This is a genomic window from Peribacillus sp. P4_C12 (genome assembly GCF_056402095.1).
This window is the reverse complement of record NZ_JBFUIB010000735.1, coordinates 1-1515: the sequence shown is the minus strand read 5'-3', so window position 1 is coordinate 1515 and position 1515 is coordinate 1. Positions and strand designations below refer to the sequence as shown.

Genomic DNA, 1515 nt, shown 5'->3' with positions numbered 1-1515 from the left:
CTTAATTCCTTGATAAGACGGGTAGATGAGCATAATAGCAAGCGGAATTTGAAAATATATATAAACAAGAATGAGGCCTGTCCATGAATATAAATTAAAATCCGCAAACACATCCCCACCAATCTTTGAAAAAAGCAACGTAAACAACCCATTGTTTCCAAGTAAAATAATAAATGAAAATGAAAGGGGAATACCCTCAAAGTTCGACGTCATATTGGCAATCATCAGTAAGCGATTTTGTATTTTTTGTGAGAACTTTGTAATCGAATAGGCTGCAATGACTGCTATAATCACAGAAGTTACAGCAGAAAATAAAGAAATGACAAGGCTATTTTGAATGGCTTGTAAGTAAAATTTACTTTTAAATATGGTGATATATTGATCAATCGTAACTTGAATTCCATTGTCTGCATAAAAACTATTTTTAATCATTGCCACTAATGGTCCTATTTCAAATCCAATCACAAACAAAATAAATGGCAGTAAAAGAGCTAATAAGTAAATTTTTTGTTTTTTTATTTTTCGCAAGACTTCTCGCTCCTCTTTGTTCTCTAACAATTTGGGAATTGGTTTAACAGTACGTTCGTTAAACCAATTCCCGTCAACCTTCATTCTTCATTATAATGTTGAATAGTGTATCTTTTTTAAAGGGTATTTTTTCCTTTCAGACCTGGAAATTGATATGAAATCATTTTATTGGACGGCTCAATATTTAAAAGTTCACAAACGAGCGGTGCAAAAGCTAATTGCGGAACTACTTCACTGTAAACGCCAGGCTCAACTTTTGGACTCATGATAAAGAGCGGTACATCACGCTCACCATCAGTTATGCCGCCATGGTTGCCATATTCACTCATGCCATGATCAGATGTAATTAAAATGTGGTAACCTTCTTTGATCCAAATTGGCAAAAGTTGTGCCAACAAGCTTCCCATTTTTAAGATTTGTTCACGATATTCTTTCGATTCCGAACCGAAAATTTCTCCTTTTACATCTACACCGAGCGGATGAATATATAAAAAGTGTGGGTCATACTTTCTGCGCAAAGCTTCTGCATCCATTAACACATGGCTGTCTGGATAGTCATCATCCCAATAAAATTTTCCATTTTGAATCGGCTTAGATTCATCCTCTTGCTCACGATCTTCAATAAAATGGAATGGCGCGCGATTATAAAGTTCGCTTACCCAGTAATAAGATACCGTTCCGTTTCTTAAGCCGTTTTCTTTCGTAAGATGAAAGAGACTTTTCTCAGTAGATAGGCGAACGGCTTGATTGGACGTAATTCCGTTCACTGATGCCGCTGTACCCGTTAGTAACACCTCATATAATGGACGGGAAAGACTTGGGAGTTCCGACTTTACTTTGTAAAGTGCTGCCTGATTTGTTTCAACTAGATGTTGAATAAATCCAAGAGCCTCACATGCTTTATCATATCTCATACCATCAACAATAATTGCTATTACTTTATTTGACATGGACTAACACCTCTTCTTGCCAAAGCTGTGGTAATTG

Annotated in this window: 2 protein-coding genes; both read right to left on the bottom strand. The window is 36.1% G+C overall.

Annotated elements, in window-relative coordinates; all coding sequences use genetic code 11:
* A partial coding sequence (locus AC1DUW_RS28515; RefSeq protein ID WP_477644142.1) for an ABC transporter permease occupies window positions 1–528 on the bottom strand: 528 nt, incomplete at its 3' end.
* Between the two features lie 116 nt (window positions 529–644).
* Window positions 645–1478, bottom strand: coding sequence for an alkaline phosphatase family protein (locus tag AC1DUW_RS28510; RefSeq protein ID WP_053346233.1), 834 nt, complete (start codon window positions 1476–1478; stop codon window positions 645–647).
* Between the last annotated feature and the right edge of the window lie 37 nt (window positions 1479–1515).